Source organism: Phormidesmis sp. 146-12 (assembly GCF_052939495.1).
Genome location: NZ_JBJPHS010000131.1, coordinates 1 through 15933 on the forward strand (window position 1 = coordinate 1; position 15933 = coordinate 15933).

Here is a 15933-nt window from a genome sequence, read left to right on the forward strand (position 1 = left end):
AAGTATTGGTCAATACCCGTACTCACTTGATTCATCCCTTTGTTCAGCAACGCCTTAAATTTCTTCAAGCTCTCAAAGTCAAAGCTCAACCTTCAAAACTTTTTCATCCCTCCTTGCGAAGCGAAGTTCTCCCTTATCCCTTCAAATCTTCTCCTCCACCGCCTCCCATCCCAGACCTTTTCTCACTATCACAGGTTCCGCGTTGGTCAAATCTAAAATGGTGGATACCTGGTAAGAAGGTTCTTCGCCTGTATCAAGGATGAGATCAACGGATTTTTCTAGACTGTCAAATAGTTCTGCTTGAGAGGGATAGTCTAACTGGCTCTCGTCGGCTTGAAGGTGGGCAGAGGTGGACACGATCGGGTTGCCCAAGACTTTTAGAAGCGCCGCACAAAGGGGGTGATTAGGAACGCGAATGCCTGTTGTTTTGCGCTTGGGACTCATCACCAATTTGGGAACGAGCTTGGTCGCGGGCAATAGAAACGTGTAGGGGCCAGGAATCAGACTCTTCATCAAGCGGTACGCGGGGTCATTGACGACGGCATACTGCGAAATGTCGGATAGCGAAGCACACAAAAAAGTCAGTGGCTTGTCATTTGAGAGTTGTTTGAGTTGACGGACTCGCTGCACAGCCGTCTTGGAATTGAGATCACAGCCGATCGCGTACACAGTATCCGTCGGGTAGAGCATGATAGCCCCACTGCGTAATGCGTCCACAACTTGCTCAACGCCACGCGCCTGGGGGTTTTTGGGATGAATTCTGTAAATCGTAGCCATAGGAGGAGAAAAAAGAAGAAAGGGTTTAACCATTCCTCATCGTGCAAAAGGTAGGGTGTAAAGGGACAATCAATTTCCCTTTTTCCTGGTTTACGTCAATGAGTAAAGTCGCTTATTTGGAGTGCCCGACTGGAATCGCGGGTGACATGTGTCTGGGTGCGCTGGTGAGTGTTGGCGTTCCTTTAGACTACCTGACTACGAAGCTTGACGGTCTAGGCATTGCGGAGGAGTATCGGCTTAAAGCAGCGTTTGTGCAACGCAATGGGCAGCAAGCCACCAAGATTGAAGTTGAATTGAAGGATTCTTCAGATACGCCTCGATCGCAAGCCGAGCATTCCCACACTCACAAGCACCCTTCTCACAAGCACTCTTCTCACGAACATCCTCACGCTCACGAGCATTCCCACACTCACGAAACATCTGCTGCAACAGGTTCTCGGCTGCGCCATTTGCCCGAAATCGAACAGATGATCCAAGGAGCCGACTTGCCGCCACGGGCTGAGAGTTGGAGTTTGGCAATATTTCGGCAGTTGGCAGCCGCAGAGGGAGCCGTCCACGGAATTTCACCAGAGCAGGTACATTTTCATGAAGTAGGGGCGATCGATGCGATCGTGGATATCGTCGGCACTTGTTTGGGGTTGGATTGGCTGGAGATTGATCACTTGTATTGTTCAGCTTTACCAACAGGAGGGGGGACGGTTTGGGCGGCTCACGGACGATTGCCAGTGCCAGTTCCCGCCGTTTTGAAACTCTATGAGATGCGTCAGGTGCCCCTCTACAGCAACGGCATTGAGCGAGAATTAGTCACTCCTACGGGGGCGGCGATCGCAACCACACTTTCTACAAAATTCGGATCTCCACCCACCATGACGCTGCAAAAAGTCGGACTGGGGGCAGGATCGATCGATTTACCCATTCCCAACATTCTCCGCTTATGGATTGGCGAAACGGCTGGAGAAAAGCTTGAAAAAGCCAACCACTTGCCAACTCAAAAACCTGGATTTCAGAATTCAAACAACTTGGATCAACCGTCTATTTCAGTTTTAGAAACCCAGATTGACGATTTAAATCCACAGGCGATCGGCTATGTGTTTGAGGCACTTTTTGCGGTGGGGGCACTGGATGTTTTTACACAGGCGATCGGCATGAAAAAATCGCGTCCCGGAGTCTTACTAACGGTCATTTGTTCGGTTGAAAAAGTAGCCGACTGTGAGAGAGTTTTATTTCGAGAAACTAGCACTTTAGGCATTCGCCATTCTCTCCAGCAGCGGTCAACTTTACAGCGTGAATTTCACAAAGTTGAGACGATGTTTGGCGTGATTCAAGTTAAGGTAGCCCGAAATCAAGAGGGCACCATTATCAACGTTCAACCTGAGTACGAAGACTGTGCCCAAATTGCTCGTCACCACCACATTGCCTGGCGTGAAATTCATCAAATCGCGCTACAAAACTGGCATCAGCAAAACCAAGATCACTAAAAAACCAGGTTGAGCAAATAGTGCATCCAACCTGGCAATTCTGAAGTTCAAAGATTAACTTAAACGTTAGTCGATCGCGTCTTGAGCAGCCCGTTTCACATTTGTCGCCGCATCATCAACTGATCGCTTCACGCTTTTAGCGACATCATCACTTTTGCTTTTGGCGTTGTAGGCTCCCCGTTGGGCTTTGTCTCCAACTTCCTTAGCTTTATCGACTGTGCGATCGCCCGCTCTCGCAGCTTTGTCTACAGCACCTTTTGCATCACTTGTGGCATCATCGGCCGCTCCTTTGACACTATCAATAATGTTCTTGGTTCGCTCTTGAATAGGGGCACCATTGCGATAGTTTTCAACGTACTGATCCACACTGTCAACCCGCTTGGAATTGATGTCCTTTTCGGCGCGATCGATCAACGCCTTGGTCTTTGTGGCCGTGCCTTTGGCGGCTTGTCCAGGTGCGGTATCGCTAAAGTTATTCATGCCGCCCTCGTATGGCTGCGTTTGACCAACCGGGTTAGGGCCTCCATCAGTAGAGGGCATTTTTGCCTGAGCATTACCATTACAAGCCGTGGTGAAAATTACCAGAATTCCTGCTAGAAACACCGTTAAAAGTTGAACCAACCGAATCGATTTGAAGAAAGAAATGACTTTGCTCATAAAATTACCTCATGGGTTTGTTTGTGTTTACTTCAGCAGTTTACTTTAGCGCTATTGCGATCTAACAAAGGTTTTGATCCCCCGTCGATCACAATTTTTGACTAAATTTTGACTACTGCCCGATCGCGGGATTTGCCTTTGCTTCTGGACGGGCCGATGCAGAGTCAGCCGTATCTTTGACAAAAGAACTTGCATCTTTGAACGCTTCACCCACACGCTCTAAAATCTTGGCATCGGGGTCACTGCGATCGATAACAGGCTGCTTTTGTAGGGGCAAGCTTGGCAAGGACTTCTGTTGCTTTGCGCCAATATCGGGACGGTCAGTTTCAGTGTTGTTAGACCCTCGATAATTGAGATCAGAGGCGTTGCTTTTGATTGAATTGTCAGCAACCTGCTTCAGAGCAAGCGAGGACTGAGCCTGTCTTTTGACATTTGACCGACCTGTGATTTTGGGGTCAGCCGTCATTTCTGACTCGGAGCCTTCGCCACCCATTCTGTGAGGGTTATTGTTGCCACCAATCTGGACAGGCGTATTGTCAGGACGAGAGCCTTGCAAATTTGCATCGCTACAGGCAGTAGTTAGTAAAAGAACAAATCCTGCTAAAAAAACCATCAGGATCTGCTTGATTCGTACCTCTTTAAAAGAGAAAGTTGGTCGCTTCATTCCGTGCTCCTTCTTGTGTCAAATCTTACAGGAGAATCCAATCAGTTTCTATACGATTCTTATAGGTTTAAAGCCTCAAATTCACCAAATTTAGCCTTGCTTATAGAAGCCTTAAACCCAACTTAAACTTTTAATTCTCCTGTTACCCGAATCCGCCTATCAACACTACAGAACTCAAGTGAACAACAACCTCTAACGCAAGTCACATTTTCGGCAAATTGGCGCTAATTCTTCTCTTACCGTAGAGAGATTGCAGCCGCTCCCCAATTCTCCATTGAGCGATAGAAGACGTACATTAAACTGAGTCAGCCCATTGCACTTGTTTATGAAAATCTTCTGGACACGCTCTAAACCCTTCCTACGTTGGCTGATTTTGGGAGCCGTCCTGTTTTTCTTAGCCAAAACACTCATCACTCATTGGCAAGAAGTGGCGAACTTGCGAATTGATTCAGTAGGGTTTGCCTGTCTGACGATCGCCCTGGGAATTACGCTCTTAGCTCACATTTGGGCGGGTTGGGTCTGGAGTTGGATTCTACAGTCCCTAGATCAGAAGGTGACCGGAGTTTGGGGGGTTCAGGTTTACCTTAAAACCAACATTGCTAAATACTTGCCCGGAAATCTCTGGCACTTTTATGGGCGCATCTCGGCTGCTACCAAAGCCAACATTCCGCTCAAAGCCGCAACGCTAAGCATTCTATTGGAACCCTTGCTCATGGTGGCAGCGGCTCTATTAATTGCTTTGTTTAGTCTTCAGCAGATCGAGCAGGATTGGCTACGTCAGGGGTCGATCGTCGGTCTAATTCTCGTATTAGTTAGCCTTCATCCGCGCTGTCTAAACCCGCTGATCGCTCACCTGACTCGACTCAAACAAAAAGCTACCCACTCTCCTGCCACGTCTGCCCTCAAACTGAAACGCTATCCCTGGCGATCGCTGCTTGGAGAACTGGGCTTTTTGGGACTGCGGGGCATCGGATTTGTGTTTGTGTTTCTGGCGATTCAAGTCATCTCTCTCAATCAGGTTCCTACGCTTTTAGGCGCATTCTCGATCGCGTGGCTGTTAGGATTTGTCACACCAGGATTGCCGGGAGGAATTGGCGTATTTGAAGCGGTGGCGATCGCTCTTTTGCAAAAGTCGTTTTCTCCGGGTGATTTGATTAGCATTGTGGCGCTTTATCGGTTGGTCAACACGTTAGCCGAAGCGGCAGGGGCCGGATTGATCAGCCTGGACGATCGGCGCGAAAAGTAGGATCAAAAACGATTGCAAAATTTCCAAAGCTGGCTTAAACCGACCTTCAACCTCGTCAACCTTCACTCAATATCTTCTTCGATCTCAAACGATTGATCTATTTCCAAAATCTCCGCTGGCTCCAGTCTGTAGTCATATTTAAGCTGAGAGAAAATGCGATATTCATCGAGATCAATCTGTTGTGGAGTCAAGTCCGGAGGAGGTAGATTTTCATCCATTTTGATCAGGTTATACTGCACGTTTTCGGCATAGATTGCAAACGTAACATTGAAGATTTCTAGAAAGTTGACAACCCACCAGCAGTCTTCTTCAGGACACTTTTCGTAGTAGCGAATTAGTTCAGCAATTTGCGCTTCTAGATGAGTACGAGCATTTTTGCAAATCAAAATTAGCTTGAGCAACACAATAACCAGCGTCATCGGATTGCCCTGTGACAGTAGGAGGACAAACAGCGCAGACGGATCGTTACGATTTTCGGTAGTCAGATATTCAATCACTCGATTACAAGTTCGCAAAATTAGTGCATCATTCACTAAATCGTCGTCGTAATCTCCATAAAGAAGCGCCATCTTGTCCGACAGTTTTGCCTGCAACGTTTCTGAGAATTTGTTGTTATCAACCGAAAAGATCAGATACTTTTTCAAGCTTTGCTTAAAGTCTCTGTAGTTGAGTTGCTGAACTTGATTTAGGTAAATGTTTGCGAGATTAGCATAACTAAAAGGGCCGCGTTTGGCGACGATCGTTTTGATCAACCGCAGCACATTGTCGCCCAAAGCCGTCGGGTTTTTGGGTAATCGCTCAGGTGAAGAAATAATCTGTGATTTGGCGATGTACATTGCAAGGTCAAACTTAAATCGATCTTTAAGCTGTTTTGATAAGGCTCTAGCGGCTTCTCGCTGCTCGATCGGATTTCCTAAATCCACATATTGTGGCACCAACAAATAAGACGTATATCGACTACTCCAGGGGCCGATTTGCTGCTCTTCATAGCGGGACGCAAAAAGTTTTAGATCTTCGTAATCTTTACTGTTTCTAAAGTTCTCAATCCACTGCCTTAGACGCTTTAAAGTCGGAGAAATCGTGTGTAGATCAAGTGCATTATCTTGAAAAACATAGACCAGATCTTGAATGGGTTTAAAGTTTCTGCTGGCATCCCAGTTGTTAACCAGAATATAACAAGACCGTTTTAGAGTATTTCTAAACTCTTCTTCATCGTTGTTAAAAACAATCTCATAAACCGCATGAACCGCCCCCGAACTGACTGAATCGACGTGATAGAGAAATAATCGTTTGAACTCCAGCAACACTTCTTCGGGCGGCCATTTTCTGACGACATCCAAAAGAAAGCGATAAATGGTTTCTTGTGCCAGTTGAATATTTCGTCCCGAACGGGAAACTCTGTCTGGTTGCTCATTCTGATGTCCATCCATCAGTATTTCTCCGATCGCTCCATGACTCAGGGTTCCCAAAGATGAGTGGATCAGATGATCGGGTGACGATTGCACATTGTGCAGTTTTGATCTAAGGTATCTGCGACCCGTACCCGGAACTCCATTCATATAAACCAACACCAGATAGATGAGGCGTTCTTGCTCTTGATGAGAGAGTATCGCTCAAGTGATGGTATGGATGCAATCACTAATTTTGGCGAAATTCACAATGCTTACTTTTGGAGTCAATTAATCCACATTGTGACCGCCCAATTAGAGAAACATCGACCGTCAATCGGCGATCGGCTGACCCAATACTGAGCAGTATGCGCTGTTCACATATTTCCCTAGCTGGCAAAAAAGCTTGCAAAAATGTGATCACGCCAGTTAATTTTGGTGATCTCTATCACCAGCTAGTAATATCCGGAGATCTACAGAGCTTTTTAAGTTATAGCTCAAAGAATATCTAGTTCCTAATGATTGCCAAAGTTTTGCAGCACACACTGAGTCAAATCCTACAATTTGAGTTCAAGTGTACCAATGAATGAACGCAAAATGGAGGTTAGCGGCCAAAAATTCTATAAATAACTGATAGAGGACTGAGCTAACAGATAACCGACAGCATCAAGTTGAAGATGGGGGCAGAGGGACTTGAACCCTCACGACTTTTCAGTCAACGGATTTTAAGTCCGTAGCGTCTACCATTCCGCCATGCCCCCAGAGAATTAACTGCGGCCACACAACTCGAAACCGCACCTCTGCCAATCTACCTTGTTTATTGCATCATTAAATGGGTCACTTATCAACGTTGTTTTGAGATTTCTCAAGGTTTAGGAAAAGTTTAGAGAACTCGATCGCCGAGTTAACCCACAAAACTTTTTGCCTGAGAGTTCAAATCGCAGCAACGAGAGCAAAATCAACCGTCGCGAATTACAAAGCCCTGAATTGGTCTACGCGGCAGACTTCATTCTTTGAGTCGCGTTGCCGAGCGCACTTGCGAAGCGAACACCATTTGTCAGCCTCAACTCGCTCCCTTACTCAATCGTTCACCTTAGAAAACACGATTGCAGAAAAGCTTTCCTCTGGTTGAAAAACGGTAGTATAGATGGGTTATACCCCTTCTTACTGTCGTAAAAGCATGGAAGTTGCACTTTTATACTTGGCTCTAGGTGGAGCTTATCTAGTCGCCGTCCCCCTTGCTATTTTCTTTTACCTTCAGGCTCGTTGGTACGTCGCACCCTCCTTTGAGCGCGGCTTTATGTACTTTCTGGTCTTCTTTTTCTTTCCGGGCTTGTTGGTGCTGAGTCCATTTTTGAACTTTAGACCCAAGCGGAGAACGATTTCGGCCTAGATGTAGGGATGAAGGATGAGGGATGAGGGATAAACTTGTTGAAACGCTTTGAGCGATCCTTCATCCGAATCGAGCAGCTATTATTTGGGTTGACAATGCGACGAATTGATGTAGTCGGGATCACGTTAGGCGTGTTTTTGGTGGGAGGATTGGCCTATCTGCTGCTAGAAACGATCGGACTCGACAGCATGAGCGCCGGAATTTGGAGCCAGGTGCTGTTGGTTGGGGCAATTATCGTTTGGGTTGTGACTTACCTGACGCGGGTTTTGTCACAAAATATGACCTACAATCAGCAGCTACAGGACTACAAAGAAGCCGTCTTGCAAAAGCGTCTCGAAGAACTCACCCCCGAAGAGTTAGAAAAACTTCAGGCAGAAATTGAGCAAGAAAACCAGGCAGGCAAAGGGCAGAAAAAAGCAAAGCACTAATTGAGAGCCTTCCCTATTCGTCCTAAACTAGTCCTAAACAAATTGGGTTTAAGGACAGCAATGACTTCAGTTTCTCAATGCTTCGATCGTCTGCGAGATCAGGCCCAGTGTGCGCTTATTCCCTTTATTACGGCGGGTGATCCCGATTTAGAAACGACGGCCAAAGCATTAAGGATTCTCGATCGCTGTGGGGCTGATTTGATTGAGTTGGGTGTTCCTTACTCTGATCCCTTGGCGGATGGGCCCGTCATTCAGGCTGCCGCTACTAGAGCATTAGAGCGAGGCACCCGACTGGATGACGTGTTGGCCATGGTCAAAAACGTTGCGCCAACGATTCGTGCGCCCCTGATCCTCTTCACCTACTACAACCCAATTTTGAATCGAGGCATCGATCGCTTTCTTCAGGATTCATCCGCAGTGGGAGTCAAAGGTCTGGTTGTGCCAGATTTACCCCTAGAGGAAGCAGACAGCCTGCTAAAACCTGCGATCGCTCACGGGATTGAAGTCATTCTTTTGGTCGCCCCCACCAGCCCTCAAGAACGGATTGCGGCGATCGCCCAACAGTCTCAAGGTTTTGTCTATCTGGTCAGCACGACGGGCGTAACGGGAATGCGAAGTCAGATGCAAACGCGAGTCAAAGATTTATTGCTAGAACTGCGTCAGGTGACCGACAAGCCGATCGGGGTTGGATTTGGCATTTCTCAGCCCGACCAGGCGCACCAAATTATGGAATGGGGATCTGATGCAGTCATTGTCGGCAGTGCCTTTGTAAAGCGATTATCAGAGGGGACTCCAGCCGAGGGACTGAGGGCGATCGAAGAATTTTGCCAAAGCTTGAGGGCGGCGATCATCTCAGAGTGATTCTCAAAACAATTTCCCCCCGATTTCGTCTCGCCATTTGAGAAAAAACCAGGGGGAAGATGAGCGATCGGATTCGATCGAATTAGAACAGTGTGGGGATCGCTCCCCGCCTAGTGCCTACTTGAGAATCCCAAAGTAGTAAGCTGCAACCACAAAGTTGCCCACTAAAAGCACCAGGGCCCAAAACGTGCGAAACGGATAGGGAGGTTTGCTCGTCTTAATCGTTGCACCAGAAGCGCTCTTTGCTGTCATAAAGGGTTCTCCATATTTAGTGACCATCTCTAGGGATACCAAAACAAGGGCATTTTTGAGGTAAATTTCGGTTAAGCAGGGAGCGTAAAGAGTACAGAGCCAAGTGTGAGGTGTGGGACAAAGGAGTTTAGCTTAATCAAAACTTAAATTTCTCTGATCTCTCATCCCTCTTCGCCTGCATGATAAGAACTCCGAACCAGGGGAGCCGATCGCACATGAGAAAATCCTAGATCACGGGCGATCGCGCCTAGACGCTCAAATTCATCAGGATGCCAGTATTTTTGGACGGGGAGATGAGCCAGCGAGGGACGCATATATTGCCCGATCGTCAGACGATCGCAGTTTATCGCTCTCAAATCCTTTAGCGTTTCGATCACTTCTGCTTCGGTCTCCCCGTGACCCAACATCAGACCGGATTTGGTGGGAAGGGTGGACTCGATCGCTTTGACAATTTGAAGGACTCTGAGAGAGCGATCGTACTTTGCCCCCCGTCGTACCGGATTTTGTAAGCGTCTTACCGTCTCGATATTGTGGTTGTAGCAAGCAGGCTGAAGGGCAACAATGGTAGAAACTCGCTGAAATTGGAGATCTTCAGACGTGCAGCCCGCTTCTCGTCCGCCCCAAAAATCAGGAGTCAGCACCTCTACCTCAGTCGTGGAATTGACTTGTCGAATGTGAGCGATCGTCTGAGCAAACCAGCCTGCTCCCTGATCGGGCAAATCGTCTCGCGCTACCGAAGTCAGCACCACATATCGCAGTCCTAACAAGCGAACGGATTCTGCCACTTTCTGAGGTTCGTCTAAGTCGAGCGGCATCGGAGCGTGACCCTTGTCCACCTGACAAAAGCCACAGGCACGAGTACAAACTGGCCCCATCAAGAGAAAGGTCGCTGTCTTTTGGGCATAGCACTCGCCCCGATTGGGGCACCGACCCTCTTCACAAATCGTATGGATCTGACGCTGCTTGATGATGCGCTGCACAGTTGAAATTTCGCTGGCTTTGCCGATCGGTCGTCGCAACCACTCAGGCAGGTTAGCAAGCTCTAACTTTTGTGCAGATGATGCTGGAAGAATTGCAGGATGGGGGTTGGAAGCCATAAAAGGGAGAACACTGGGTCGCGATTTGGTGTACTTTGTGAGTTTAGTGCTAGAAATATTGAATATCCACATTTTCCCTTTTCGCAGCATACACGCGCACTTTTTGGTCAGAGGGGTACACTAGTTGATGCGATTCAGGTCGTTTTGCCCTGCCTTTGATTTTAATTGAGGGTTTGTCAACCTTACCGCGATCGCTTTCGCAGTCCACCGCGCTTATTTCACTTTTATCAGGGTTTCGTCCTCCAACCGGATCAAGCGGCCGTCAAATCTGCCGTAACCCGTCACACCTAATTGTTTTTTGCAGTCGCTTCTACAGGAGTTCAGTTGTGGCAAGTCACAAAATCGTAGTCATTGATGACAGCGCCGTGATCCGGAATATGGTTCGCGATATGTTGCCCAAAGGTAATTTTGAAGTTATGGAAGCCAAAGACGGGGTTCAGGGGATCAACCTGATTCGTCAAGAGCGTCCCAATCTGATCATGCTAGATTTTCTGCTGCCTCGAATGAGCGGTTGGGAAGTGTTTCAGCAAATTCAGACTCAGCCAGAGCTACAGAGCATTCCGCTGGTGCTGATGTCCGGTCGCAAAGAAGAAGTGACCGAGAAGCTGCAAGAGCCGTTTGAATACTTTGAGTTTGTGCAAAAGCCGTTTGATCAAAAGATTTTGATCGACGCGATCAAGATGGCGATGTCAAAGGCAAAACGTCGCCCTGCTGCGGCTCCGGTGGCTTCGGGAGGTGGAGCGGCCGCCAGCGGTGACATTCAAGCGCTAAACGCCAAGATTGCCAAGATGCAAGCTGAAATCGATGCGCTCAGGAAACAGCAGGGGCAGATTTTAGCCTTCATCAAGCAAAAGTTGAAGTAAATCTGGAAAAGACCCAAGTTTTATCCGATTGGGTATGAAGTCGATCGAGCCTTTTCGCTGCTTGTCTTAATGCGAATTCGATCAGGCTCTCTGCGTCGTTATCCAGTCCTTCAGCCCCATAAATCCCCATTCTGACGAACTTTGATGTCGAGTATTTGGCTCAAAGTTTTGAGTTGAGTAGGGGAGGCGACGCTTGGGGTATTGAATTCACATCCGATCGCCAGAGTCTTAATCGAGATCTCTTCTGCCCTCTAGAGCGCGGGCCAGAGTCACTTCGTCAGCGTATTCTAGATCACCACCCATCGGTAGCCCAAAAGCAATGCGAGTAACGCGAGTGAAGGGTTTGAGCAGGTGTCCGACGTAGAGCGTGGTGGTTTCTCCTTCGACACTGGGACTAATCGCGAGAATGACTTCTCCAATTTTTTGTTGACTAACGCGACGGACTAGCTGTTGAATGTGTAGCTGTTCGGGGCCGATGCCGTCGATCGGGGAGATCAGCCCACCCAACACATGATATTTGCCTCGATATTCACGAGTTTTTTCTAGCGCGATCACATCTCTAGAGTCCGCAACCACACAAATCGTTGCACTATCTCGATTAGCAGCGCGACAAATATCACAAACTGGCTCGGCTGATAGGTGAAAACAAACAGAACAGAAGCCCACTTGCAGCTTGGCCTCAACGATCGCCATTGCCAGCGCTTTTGCTTCTTCTTCGGGGCGCTTGAGAATGTGGAGAGCTAACCGTTGGGCTGTTTTGGGGCCAACACCAGGGAGGTGCTGAAGTTGCTCAATGAGACGAGCGAGGGGGCGTGTGTAAACCGTTTGCGTTCCTCCAAATTCTTGTTGATCTTAGCGTAGGGTGGGGGATCTTGAGAGGGATGAGGGAGAACCTTCGTGAGGAGGGAGGAGGGAGGAGGGAGGAAATAAAGTGGGAACTAGCTTTATTCCTCGTCTATGAGATAGTGTATGCCTTTTGGTGTGGAGATCATTCCTTAACCAGGGGGCCATTCCATTGGTCTACCGCCGAGAATGTGGAGGTGAAGATGATACACCGTTTGGCCACCGTCTTCGCCTGTGTTGATGACGACTCGGTAGCCGTTGGTCAGTCCGACCTGTTGGGCGACTCGTTTGGCGGTTAGGAGTAAGTGCCCCATTAGAGCATGGTCTTGAGATTCGGCATCTGAAAGTTTGGCGATCGCTTGTTTGGGAATCACCAAAATATGAACGGGCGCTTGAGGATTGACATCGCGGAAGGCAAGGGCGAGATTATCTTCGTAAACAATGTCGGCAGGGATTTCTTTGCGAATAATCTTGCCAAAAATGGTGTCGTTGTCGCTCATGGCAGGCTGCGGGTTGCGATCGCGCTGGTTTCAAAGGCTTTCTAGTTGCATAATCTCACGAATTGGGTCGCTAAAGACTGATTAATTTCTCAACGCATTGCCCATTGACCCTAGAGGCGACTATCTTCTGAATGCGGTGATCGTTTACTCAGCCATGTAAAAAAATCGCATTCTGTTCTTTGAGTAGAGCGAGTGCAGAAGCTCACAACTAAGCTCTGAAACAGCTATCTGCTTCAACTGCATACAGAACGATTTCTATAGTTGGATACAAAAATGTAAGTTTGATTACACTCTGAACTGATACTCATCTCAGTCAGGCGCAGCGTATTTCTTTGACCTTAATTTAGCTATAAAAAGTTAGTTTTTACAATCACAGAATAGATGCTTGCCTCTCTCCGGGACTCAGAATTCACAAAGTCCCATCCTCATAATCTGCTGTATCAATCAATCCTACGAAAGACTTCTATCGATAAGCAAGGAATTCTCAATAGATGCTTCTCGAAGTTAGGTTACGACTTTGTAGTACCTTGGATAGTCAATGACCTGTATTCATTTTTTTCTAATCCTCAAAGACGCATTAGGACGTTTTGAGCCTTCTTGTCTGTCATGCATTCGCGTGATCGGGCATTAGAAAAAGATGCTGTGGGGATTTGATTAAGACTTAGTGTGTTCGCTAAAAGCGTGTGTTTCTCGGTTGCTGTCAATCCTTTTGAGCAGTTGCTGCTAGTGCAATTACCTGTTTTAGGGTATTGAGTTTTCAAGAACTCTAGTCGTCTACTTCATTACCTTGATGCTTACCAATCAGATATGGGTTGACTCTTTGCAACATTGATGGACTGCGATCGGATTCTCCGAGGTTCCGCCTAATGGAAGCCAATGCGATCGACTCAATTAGACAGCCGATCCTGACATCCATTCTTTAAGACAACCCTTTACTTACCAGGCAATCTTTGTGTTAGAAGCATGTGTATTTGCGACCGTAATGTGCGGTTTTTTTGGCATTCTTTTTAAGAAAAATCTAGTGATGAAAATCATCTCAATGGATGTCATGAGTACGGGGGTGATTGCCTATTACGTGCTAATTGCATCGCGGAGTGGCTTGCTTACGCCCATTCTCACAGGCGACCCCAAAGGAAATTATGCTGATCCGATTCCCCAAGCTGTCATTTTGACAGCGATCGTCATTGGCTTTTCGATTCAAGCCCTGATGCTGGTTGGCGTAATGAAACTGGCACGAGACAATCCGACTTTAGAAACTCGCGAAATTGAGCGAAATAACGCCCCATGAACACCCTCACCCTGATTTGGATTGCTCTACCGTTTTTTGTAGGGTTCATTAGCTATATGCTCCCTCGGTTCGATCGCTACCTTTCATTGGCAGTGGCGATCGCTTCTCTGGCTTATGCGCTCTGGCTCTTTACTACTCCACCTCTGACGCTACAACTGCTGAATAGCTTTGGCGTAACTCTGGTGGTTGACTCACTCACTGGCTTCTTTGTCCTGACGAATGCGCTGGTGACAGCCGCCGTCATTCTCTATTGTTGGAACACGGGCAAGACCGCTTTCTTTTATCTGCAACTCACCATTTTGCATGGGAGCGTCAATGCTGCGTTTGCCTGTAACGACTTCATTAGTTTGTATGTCGCTCTAGAAGTGATTAGTATTGCGTCATTTCTGTTGATTGCTTATCCTCGCACCGATCGATCAATCTGGGTTGCGTTGCGCTATCTCTTTACCAGTAATGTAGCGATGTTGTTTTATCTGGTTGGCGCAGGATTGGTTTATCAAGCCAGCCATTCCTTTGCGTTTACCGGATTGCGCGAGGCACCCCCAGAAGCCCTTGCTCTGATCTTTCTGGGGCTTTTAGTCAAAGGAGGCATCTTTGTATCGGGGCTGTGGCTGCCGTTGACTCACTCTGAATCAGAAACACCCGTGTCGGCGATGCTGTCAGGTGTGGTCGTCAAAGCAGGAGTCTTACCGCTCGTTCGGTGTGCCCTTTTGGTAGAAGAAGTTGATCCGCTGATTCGGCTGTTTGGGGTGGGGACGGCGCTATTAGGTGTTGGGTATGCTGTTTTTGAAAAAGACACCAAGCGAATGCTGGCATTTTCCACCGTTTCGCAGTTGGGCTTTATCTTAGCGGCTCCCGAAGTTGGAGGATTCTATGCGCTGACACATGGATTAGTTAAATCAGCGCTGTTTCTAATTGCGGGCGTGTTGCCCAGCCGCGACCTCAAAGAATTACAGCATCAGCCGATTCATACCCCGATCTGGATTGCGCTCGTGGTTGCCAGCTTCTCAATTTCGGGCTTTCCGTTGCTGTCGGGCTTTGGGGCGAAAGTGTTGACGATGAAAAGTTTATTACCCTGGCAAGCGATCGGGATGAATATTGCAGCCTTTGGAACGGCTATCGTGTTTGCTAAATTCATCTTCTTGCCTCGACAAAGCCAACCCGAACAAGTCAAAGACATCCAGCCTGGGTTTTGGGCAGCCGTGATTTTATTAATTGGGGGACTGGTTTTAGCGAATGTCGTGTACTACGAGGCTTATAGTCTTGCCAATATCATCAAACCTTTGGCGACGATCGCTCTTGGTTGGCTGGCCTACTTTCTGGTCTTTCGTCAAACCGTTTTCAAACTGCCGCGCCTATTAGAGCAATTTGATCATCTAGTGGGAGTCATGAGTTTGATGTTAGTTCTATTGTTTTGGATGGTGATGGCATGATTGGATCGCTTAATGTAATGCTGCGGCTGATCATTTGGTTTCTGCTCACAGCTAATTTGAGTGTGGCAAACATTATCATTGGGTTTTGTGTCGCCTTATTGTTGCCGCATAGCAAGACAACTCTGGGAGCCTTGAAAGATTGGCTGCGGGTGCTGTGGGAGATTGTTGTTGCCATTCCTCAAGCGTATATGGAGGCCTTTGAACTGATCTTTCGCCCTCATACTCAAGAAGACATCACAATGGAGCGGGTCAAACAACGGCGATCGCCCGGTTTGATTTTTCTCGACATCTTTCTCATTACCTTTACGCCCAAAACTATTGTTGTCAAGTACCACGAAGCAGGCTGGTATGAAGTACATCGGGTACAACGGCGGCGAAAACGGGCTGATTAAACCAGACTCAACAGGCAGCAGCTCAACCAAATTATTAAGACGACTCAAAAAGGAAAGACATGAACCTGGTTTTGATTGCAATGATTTTGGCGTTACTCATTCCGATGTATCAGGCCTGGCAGGATGATGATATTTGGCAAAAGATGTTAGCGTTCGCCAGCATTGCGACCAAGACTTCGGTGATGATTTTAGTCGTTTCTGTCCTGCGGGATGACTGGATGATTGGGGTGGCTGGCGTAATCATCTTGAGTGTGGGAAATGCTGGATTAATGCTATTAGCACAGGTGATCAAACGGATGAGTGCATTATGACAAGTGTCTTTATTAACGTTCTTAGCTATTTCTGCATTGCAGTCGGACTCTTCTTCTGGTTT

19 protein-coding genes, 1 tRNA gene and 1 pseudogene are annotated in these 15933 nt (G+C 47.5%); 12 read left to right on the top strand and 9 right to left on the bottom strand.

Annotation, left to right across the window (positions count from 1 at the left end; genetic code table 11):
• Positions 1-141 precede the first annotated feature (141 nt).
• A complete protein-coding gene (locus tag ACKFKF_RS30565) occupies positions 142-777 on the bottom strand; it encodes an L-threonylcarbamoyladenylate synthase (RefSeq protein ID WP_446871145.1) in 636 nt (211 codons plus the stop codon).
• Positions 778-875: 98 nt separating this feature from the next.
• On the opposite strand from ACKFKF_RS30565, the gene larC reads away from it, so the two are divergent.
• Positions 876-2255 (top strand): nickel pincer cofactor biosynthesis protein LarC, encoded by a 1380-nt coding sequence (gene larC / locus ACKFKF_RS30570; protein ID WP_446871146.1) that lies wholly within the window; start codon positions 876-878, stop codon positions 2253-2255.
• Between the two features lie 66 nt (positions 2256-2321).
• Here the strand turns inward: larC and ACKFKF_RS30575 are convergent, their stop codons facing one another.
• A complete protein-coding gene (locus ACKFKF_RS30575; protein WP_446871147.1) occupies positions 2322-2912 on the bottom strand; it encodes a DUF6658 family protein in 591 nt (196 codons plus the stop codon).
• Between the two features lie 112 nt (positions 2913-3024).
• Positions 3025-3576, bottom strand: coding sequence for a DUF6658 family protein (locus ACKFKF_RS30580; RefSeq protein ID WP_446871149.1), 552 nt, complete (start codon positions 3574-3576; stop codon positions 3025-3027).
• Between the two features lie 325 nt (positions 3577-3901).
• Between ACKFKF_RS30580 and ACKFKF_RS30585 the strand changes: the two genes are divergently transcribed.
• Entirely contained in the window at positions 3902-4822 is a 921-nt protein-coding gene (locus ACKFKF_RS30585) for a lysylphosphatidylglycerol synthase domain-containing protein (RefSeq protein ID WP_446871150.1), read from the top strand.
• A 62-nt stretch (positions 4823-4884) separates the two neighbouring features.
• Here ACKFKF_RS30585 and ACKFKF_RS30590 read toward each other — a convergent pair whose 3' ends face one another.
• The gene (locus ACKFKF_RS30590) at positions 4885-6381 is read right to left on the bottom strand and encodes a hypothetical protein (protein ID WP_446871151.1); all 1497 of its coding nucleotides are present in this window, start codon (positions 6379-6381) and stop codon (positions 4885-4887) included.
• A gap of 66 nt (positions 6382-6447) precedes the next feature.
• On the opposite strand from ACKFKF_RS30590, the gene ACKFKF_RS30595 reads away from it, so the two are divergent.
• Complete coding sequence (locus tag ACKFKF_RS30595) at positions 6448-6573, top strand: hypothetical protein (RefSeq protein ID WP_446857130.1); 126 nt, start codon at positions 6448-6450, stop codon at positions 6571-6573.
• A 315-nt stretch (positions 6574-6888) separates the two neighbouring features.
• On the opposite strand, the gene ACKFKF_RS30600 is transcribed toward ACKFKF_RS30595, so the two are convergent.
• Positions 6889-6971 (bottom strand) — tRNA-Leu (locus ACKFKF_RS30600).
• Positions 6972-7390: 419 nt separating this feature from the next.
• On the opposite strand from ACKFKF_RS30600, the gene ndhL reads away from it, so the two are divergent.
• Genes ndhL through trpA form a run of 3 tightly spaced genes read left to right on the top strand, consistent with a single transcriptional unit; the run spans position 7391 to position 8892 of the window.
• Positions 7391-7603, top strand: a complete 213-nt coding sequence (ndhL, locus tag ACKFKF_RS30605; protein WP_446857129.1) for an NAD(P)H-quinone oxidoreductase subunit L — start codon at positions 7391-7393, stop codon at positions 7601-7603.
• A 35-nt stretch (positions 7604-7638) separates the two neighbouring features.
• On the top strand, positions 7639-8031 hold the full coding sequence (locus ACKFKF_RS30610) for a DUF3007 family protein (RefSeq protein WP_446871153.1): 393 nt from the start codon (positions 7639-7641) through the stop codon (positions 8029-8031).
• A gap of 60 nt (positions 8032-8091) precedes the next feature.
• The gene (gene trpA / locus ACKFKF_RS30615) at positions 8092-8892 is read left to right on the top strand and encodes a tryptophan synthase subunit alpha (RefSeq protein ID WP_446871154.1); all 801 of its coding nucleotides are present in this window, start codon (positions 8092-8094) and stop codon (positions 8890-8892) included.
• A gap of 117 nt (positions 8893-9009) precedes the next feature.
• Here the strand turns inward: trpA and psaX are convergent, their stop codons facing one another.
• Together psaX and lipA are read right to left on the bottom strand one after the other, a co-directional pair.
• Positions 9010-9144 (bottom strand): photosystem I protein PsaX, encoded by a 135-nt coding sequence (gene psaX / locus ACKFKF_RS30620; RefSeq protein WP_446857126.1) that lies wholly within the window; start codon positions 9142-9144, stop codon positions 9010-9012.
• A 161-nt stretch (positions 9145-9305) separates the two neighbouring features.
• The gene (gene lipA / locus ACKFKF_RS30625; RefSeq protein WP_446871155.1) at positions 9306-10241 is read right to left on the bottom strand and encodes a lipoyl synthase; all 936 of its coding nucleotides are present in this window, start codon (positions 10239-10241) and stop codon (positions 9306-9308) included.
• Between the two features lie 165 nt (positions 10242-10406).
• On the opposite strand from lipA, the gene ACKFKF_RS30630 reads away from it, so the two are divergent.
• Together ACKFKF_RS30630 and ACKFKF_RS30635 are read left to right on the top strand one after the other, a co-directional pair.
• Entirely contained in the window at positions 10407-10532 is a 126-nt protein-coding gene (locus ACKFKF_RS30630) for a hypothetical protein (protein WP_446871156.1), read from the top strand.
• Between the two features lie 35 nt (positions 10533-10567).
• Positions 10568-11104 carry a response regulator gene (locus ACKFKF_RS30635; protein ID WP_446857124.1) on the top strand — a complete coding sequence of 179 codons (537 nt, stop codon included), beginning with the start codon at positions 10568-10570 and terminating at the stop codon, positions 11102-11104.
• Between the two features lie 228 nt (positions 11105-11332).
• Here ACKFKF_RS30635 and recR read toward each other — a convergent pair.
• Positions 11333-11914 (bottom strand): annotated as a pseudogene (recR, locus tag ACKFKF_RS30640) (recombination mediator RecR); the annotation flags it as partial.
• A 185-nt stretch (positions 11915-12099) separates the two neighbouring features.
• The gene (locus ACKFKF_RS30645; protein WP_446857123.1) at positions 12100-12447 is read right to left on the bottom strand and encodes a histidine triad nucleotide-binding protein; all 348 of its coding nucleotides are present in this window, start codon (positions 12445-12447) and stop codon (positions 12100-12102) included.
• Positions 12448-13399: 952 nt separating this feature from the next.
• Here ACKFKF_RS30645 and ACKFKF_RS30650 point away from each other — a divergent pair.
• From ACKFKF_RS30650 to ACKFKF_RS30665, 4 genes are read left to right on the top strand one after another with little or no spacing between them, the layout of a single operon-like run.
• Positions 13400-13735 carry a cation:proton antiporter subunit C gene (locus tag ACKFKF_RS30650; RefSeq protein WP_446871157.1) on the top strand — a complete coding sequence of 112 codons (336 nt, stop codon included), beginning with the start codon at positions 13400-13402 and terminating at the stop codon, positions 13733-13735.
• On the top strand, positions 13732-15168 hold the full coding sequence (locus tag ACKFKF_RS30655; RefSeq protein WP_446871159.1) for a cation:proton antiporter: 1437 nt from the start codon (positions 13732-13734) through the stop codon (positions 15166-15168). Before ACKFKF_RS30650 ends, ACKFKF_RS30655 begins: the two co-directional genes overlap by 4 nt.
• On the top strand, positions 15165-15560 hold the full coding sequence (locus tag ACKFKF_RS30660) for a Na+/H+ antiporter subunit E (RefSeq protein ID WP_446857120.1): 396 nt from the start codon (positions 15165-15167) through the stop codon (positions 15558-15560). The genes ACKFKF_RS30655 and ACKFKF_RS30660 overlap by 4 nt, the downstream gene beginning before the upstream one ends.
• 59 nt (positions 15561-15619) lie before the next feature.
• Positions 15620-15871 carry a hypothetical protein gene (locus tag ACKFKF_RS30665; protein ID WP_446871160.1) on the top strand — a complete coding sequence of 84 codons (252 nt, stop codon included), beginning with the start codon at positions 15620-15622 and terminating at the stop codon, positions 15869-15871.
• Positions 15872-15933 lie beyond the last annotated feature (62 nt).

What these genes read in the sequence shown, in the direction of transcription:
- ACKFKF_RS30565 (WP_446871145.1), bottom strand. Translation starts at nt 777, where the DNA reads ATGGCTACGATTTACAGAATTCATCCCAAAAACCCCCAGGCGCGTGGC.
- larC (WP_446871146.1), top strand. Translation starts at nt 876, where the DNA reads ATGAGTAAAGTCGCTTATTTGGAGTGCCCGACTGGAATCGCGGGTGAC.
- ACKFKF_RS30575 (WP_446871147.1), bottom strand. Translation starts at nt 2,912, where the DNA reads ATGAGCAAAGTCATTTCTTTCTTCAAATCGATTCGGTTGGTTCAACTT.
- ACKFKF_RS30580 (WP_446871149.1), bottom strand. Translation starts at nt 3,576, where the DNA reads ATGAAGCGACCAACTTTCTCTTTTAAAGAGGTACGAATCAAGCAGATC.
- ACKFKF_RS30585 (WP_446871150.1), top strand. Translation starts at nt 3,902, where the DNA reads ATGAAAATCTTCTGGACACGCTCTAAACCCTTCCTACGTTGGCTGATT.
- ACKFKF_RS30590 (WP_446871151.1), bottom strand. Translation starts at nt 6,381, where the DNA reads ATGAATGGAGTTCCGGGTACGGGTCGCAGATACCTTAGATCAAAACTG.
- ACKFKF_RS30595 (WP_446857130.1), top strand. Translation starts at nt 6,448, where the DNA reads ATGGATGCAATCACTAATTTTGGCGAAATTCACAATGCTTACTTTTGG.
- ndhL (WP_446857129.1), top strand. Translation starts at nt 7,391, where the DNA reads ATGGAAGTTGCACTTTTATACTTGGCTCTAGGTGGAGCTTATCTAGTC.
- trpA (WP_446871154.1), top strand. Translation starts at nt 8,092, where the DNA reads ATGACTTCAGTTTCTCAATGCTTCGATCGTCTGCGAGATCAGGCCCAG.
- psaX (WP_446857126.1), bottom strand. Translation starts at nt 9,144, where the DNA reads ATGACAGCAAAGAGCGCTTCTGGTGCAACGATTAAGACGAGCAAACCT.
- lipA (WP_446871155.1), bottom strand. Translation starts at nt 10,241, where the DNA reads ATGGCTTCCAACCCCCATCCTGCAATTCTTCCAGCATCATCTGCACAA.
- ACKFKF_RS30645 (WP_446857123.1), bottom strand. Translation starts at nt 12,447, where the DNA reads ATGAGCGACAACGACACCATTTTTGGCAAGATTATTCGCAAAGAAATC.
- ACKFKF_RS30655 (WP_446871159.1), top strand. Translation starts at nt 13,732, where the DNA reads ATGAACACCCTCACCCTGATTTGGATTGCTCTACCGTTTTTTGTAGGG.
- ACKFKF_RS30660 (WP_446857120.1), top strand. Translation starts at nt 15,165, where the DNA reads ATGATTGGATCGCTTAATGTAATGCTGCGGCTGATCATTTGGTTTCTG.
- ACKFKF_RS30665 (WP_446871160.1), top strand. Translation starts at nt 15,620, where the DNA reads ATGAACCTGGTTTTGATTGCAATGATTTTGGCGTTACTCATTCCGATG.